4 protein-coding genes are annotated in these 3,419 nt (G+C 66.8%); 2 read left to right on the top strand and 2 right to left on the bottom strand.

Annotation, left to right across the window (positions count from 1 at the left end):
* Positions 1 to 149: 149 nt before the first annotated feature.
* Positions 150 to 626 (bottom strand): quercetin 2,3-dioxygenase, encoded by a 477-nt coding sequence (locus VFG33_RS20175; protein WP_325054464.1) that lies wholly within the window; start codon positions 624 to 626, stop codon positions 150 to 152.
* A 69-nt stretch (positions 627 to 695) separates the two neighbouring features.
* Between VFG33_RS20175 and VFG33_RS20180 the strand changes: the two genes are divergently transcribed.
* A complete protein-coding gene (locus VFG33_RS20180) occupies positions 696 to 1,334 on the top strand; it encodes a TetR/AcrR family transcriptional regulator (protein WP_325054465.1) in 639 nt (212 codons plus the stop codon).
* The gene (locus VFG33_RS20185; protein WP_325054466.1) at positions 1,327 to 1,716 is read left to right on the top strand and encodes a cupin domain-containing protein; all 390 of its coding nucleotides are present in this window, start codon (positions 1,327 to 1,329) and stop codon (positions 1,714 to 1,716) included. Before VFG33_RS20180 ends, VFG33_RS20185 begins: the two co-directional genes overlap by 8 nt.
* On the opposite strand, the gene aceB is transcribed toward VFG33_RS20185, so the two are convergent.
* Positions 1,688 to 3,253, bottom strand: a complete 1,566-nt coding sequence (gene aceB / locus VFG33_RS20190) for a malate synthase A (protein WP_325054467.1) — start codon at positions 3,251 to 3,253, stop codon at positions 1,688 to 1,690. The genes VFG33_RS20185 and aceB overlap by 29 nt on opposite strands.
* Positions 3,254 to 3,419 lie beyond the last annotated feature (166 nt).

Below are 3,419 nucleotides of genomic sequence, written 5' to 3' on the forward strand. Positions count from 1 at the left end.
CGTCCAGGTGGTCACCGCTCAGGAGTCGGACTCGCAACACGATGCCTGCCATGCTCAAGCAGCCTAGGCGTCGTTGTCGGCCGTTGACAGTGCTCGCGAGGAACCCAGGCTGCAGGCGCGGCTCCGCCGCGATCCGTCCAACTGACCTGTCAGAACGGTGGTGGACCGAGGATCTCGATGGCCCCGGTCTGCTCGGCCGCGGCGCGGATTCTGCCGAAATCGACCGCTGCCGCCGGACCTCCCGCGATCACGGGTTCGCTTGCGAGCCGGTAGAAGGCCTCGTTGTTGCCCGGCGTCTGGAAGCACAGCATCCGCACGACCGGTGACGTCACCATGAACGCGTGCGGCACCCCTCGCGGAATCACGGCGACCCCTCCGGCGCCGAGAGACCGCTGCTCTCCGTCCACATCGAGCAGGATGTCGCCCTCGAGCAGGTAGAACGTCTCGTCGGTCGTGGGATGCAGGTGCATCGGGGTGACCTTGCCCGCGTCCATCTGATCCTCGAAGAGCAGGAACACCCCGCCCGTGTCGTCAGCGGTCGCCTTCCAGGTGATCAGCCCGCCCCCGCAGAACCACCGTTGCTCACCTTCGCCGCTCTCGCGCACCGTCACAGCCAGCGTCTTCATCGGCCAGACCTTCTTCCGGAGCTATATGGGACTTGAGTCCCATCACGAAACTACGGTACCGTGAGATGCGTGTCAACGTCTTCGGAGTCCTACGAACAGTCGGGCCGCACCCAGCAGAAGCTGCGGACCCGCAACGAGCTGATCGCCGCCGCCCGCGCCCTGATCGCCAGCGGCGGAGCGAGTCCGACCGTCGAGGAAGCCGCGGCTGCGGCGTCGATCTCGCGGACGACGGCCTACCGGTACTTCCCCAGCCAGAAGGCCCTGCTCGCCGCGGCCCACCCCGAGACCGAGACCACATCGCTACTGCCGGCCGACATCGGTGACGATCCCGAGATTCGGCTCGCCGCCGCGGTCAAGGCCTTCGTCCAGTTGGTGATCGAGACCGAGCATCAGCAGCGCACCATGCTGCGACTCTCCCTGGAACCCGACACCGTTCCCCGAGAACTACCCCTGCGGAAGGGCCGAGCGATCGGCTGGTTCGAGGACGCGCTCAGCCCGCTGGTTCCACAGTTGACCGCGGACGGCGTACGTCAACTCGCTGTCGCCGTCCGCAGCGCCGTTGGTATCGAGTCCCTGGTCTGGCTCACCGACGTCGCCGGCTTCTCGCCTGACCGAGTGACAGAGCTCATGACCTGGTCCGCTCGCGCCATGCTCCGCCAGGCCTTGACCGAAGGCCTCCCCGCGGCGGGAGACTGGCGGAATGATTGAGCCGATTCGTGTGATCAGGGAGGGCGACCTCGTGGCCGCGGATCCGACCTCCGGGATGTTGCGGAAGCGGGCCTTCGAGCTGCCGAAGTTGTGGGCCGGGCGGGTCGAGACCGCGCCGGGCGCCGTGTCCGGTTGGCATCACCACGACCTCAACGAGTCGTGTCTGTACGTCGTTTCGGGCGTACTGCGCCTGGAGTTCGAGGGCGGCGACGACTACCTGGACGCCGTCGCCGGCGACTTCGTTCACGTCCCGGCATTCACGATCCACCGCGAGAGCAACCCCACCGACGAGATCTCGATAGCCGTCATCACCCGCGCCGGCGGCGGAATCCCCACGGTCAACGTAGACCCGCCTAGGGCATCTGGTCGTACGCCGGAATAGTGAGGAAGTCGATGTAGTCGTCGGCGTTGGCGACCTCGAGGAAGGTACTGCGGGCTTCCGCATACCGCTCAGGGTCGTCGCCTAGTTTGGCGATCTCCTCCTCCGCGATCCTGGTCACCAGGTCGGTGGTCACGGCCAGGCCGGTGTCCAGTACGACGCCGTTGTGCCGCCATTGCCAGATCTGCGAGCGCGAGATCTCGGCGGTCGCGGCGTCCTCCATCAGGTTGAAGATGCCGACCGCACCGGTCCCTTCGAGCCAGGCAGCGAGGTACTGGATCGCCACGCTCACGTTGTTCCGCAGCCCGGCCTCGGTCACCTCGCCCGGCGTGGACGCCACATCCAGCAACTGGTCAGCAGTCACATGAACGTCCTCGCGCAGCTTGTCCAGCTGGTTGGGCCGCGACCCGAGCACCTCGTCGAAGACGGCGCGACAAGTCTCGACCATGCCGGGATGCGCCACCCACGAACCGTCGAACCCGTCCCCGGCCTCACGCTTCTTGTCCGCCTCCACCTTCGCGAACGCCTGCTCGTTGACCGCCGGATCCTTGCTCGGGATGAACGCGGCCATCCCGCCGATCGCGTGCGCGCCGCGCTTGTGGCAGGTGCGCACCAGCAACTCCGTATAGGCGCGCATGAACGGCACGGTCATCGTGACCGAGTTCCGGTCCGGCAATTGGAAGTCCTTGCCCCGGGTCCGGTACGTCTTGATCACGCTGAACATGAAGTCCCACCGACCCGCGTTCAGGCCGGCCGAGTGCTCGCGCAGTTCGGAGAGGATCTCCTCCATCTCGAACGCGGCCGGAAACGTCTCGATCAGCACGGTCGCCCGGATCGTGCCGCGCGGCATCCCAAGGAACTCCTGCGCCGCGAGGAACACGTCGTTCCACAACCGGGCCTCGAGGTGCGACTCCATCTTCGGCAGGTAGAAGTACGGTCCCTGACCACGGTCGAGCTGCAACTGTCCACAAGCGACGAGGTAGAGCGCGAAATCGACCAGCGAGCCGGAGGTCTGCTCCCCGTCGACGAGGAGGTGCTTCTCCGGCAGATGCCAGCCGCGCGGCCGGACCACGATGGTGGCGAGGTCGTCCTTAAGTTCGTACCGCTTGCCGGCGTCGCTGCTGAAGTCGATCTTCCGGGTGATCGCGTCGAGCAGGTTCAGCTGGCCGCCGATCACGTTCTCCCACAGCGGGGTGTTCGCGTCCTCGTGGTCGGCGAGCCAGACCTTGGCGCCGGAGTTCAGCGCGTTGATGGTCATCTTCCGGTCGGTCGGCCCGGTGATCTCGACCCGCCGGTCCACCAGCCCTGGCGCCGGCTCGGCCACCCGCCACGAAGGGTCCTCGCGAACAGCAGCGGTCTCGGGGAGGAACCCCAGCGACCCACCTGCCGCGATCTCCTCGACGCGAGCGCGGCGCCGCTCGAGCAGCTCCAGCCGGCGGCCGTTGAACTCCCCGTGCAGCCGCTCGATCAGCTCGAGAGCACGCTCGCTCAGGATCTCGCCGTACCGCTCGCGCATCGATCCCATCACCTCGACTGCCACAGCTGACTCCCTCTGCCTAGTGAAGGACCACGACTTCGTGATCGGTGATCCGGGCTACTTCGAACCTAAACCAACCGTCCTCACCGCTCACCTCCACCTCCCCGCCGGCCACCAGGAACTCCGCGCGTCGCACGCTCTCGGGAGCTCGCAGCCGAACGGTGAACGG

It is taken from the genome of Kribbella sp. (genome assembly GCF_035687465.1).
GTDB lineage: Bacteria > Actinomycetota > Actinomycetes > Propionibacteriales > Kribbellaceae > Kribbella.

What these genes read in the sequence shown, in the direction of transcription:
- VFG33_RS20175 (WP_325054464.1), bottom strand. Translation starts at nt 626, where the DNA reads ATGAAGACGCTGGCTGTGACGGTGCGCGAGAGCGGCGAAGGTGAGCAA.
- VFG33_RS20185 (WP_325054466.1), top strand. Translation starts at nt 1,327, where the DNA reads ATGATTGAGCCGATTCGTGTGATCAGGGAGGGCGACCTCGTGGCCGCG.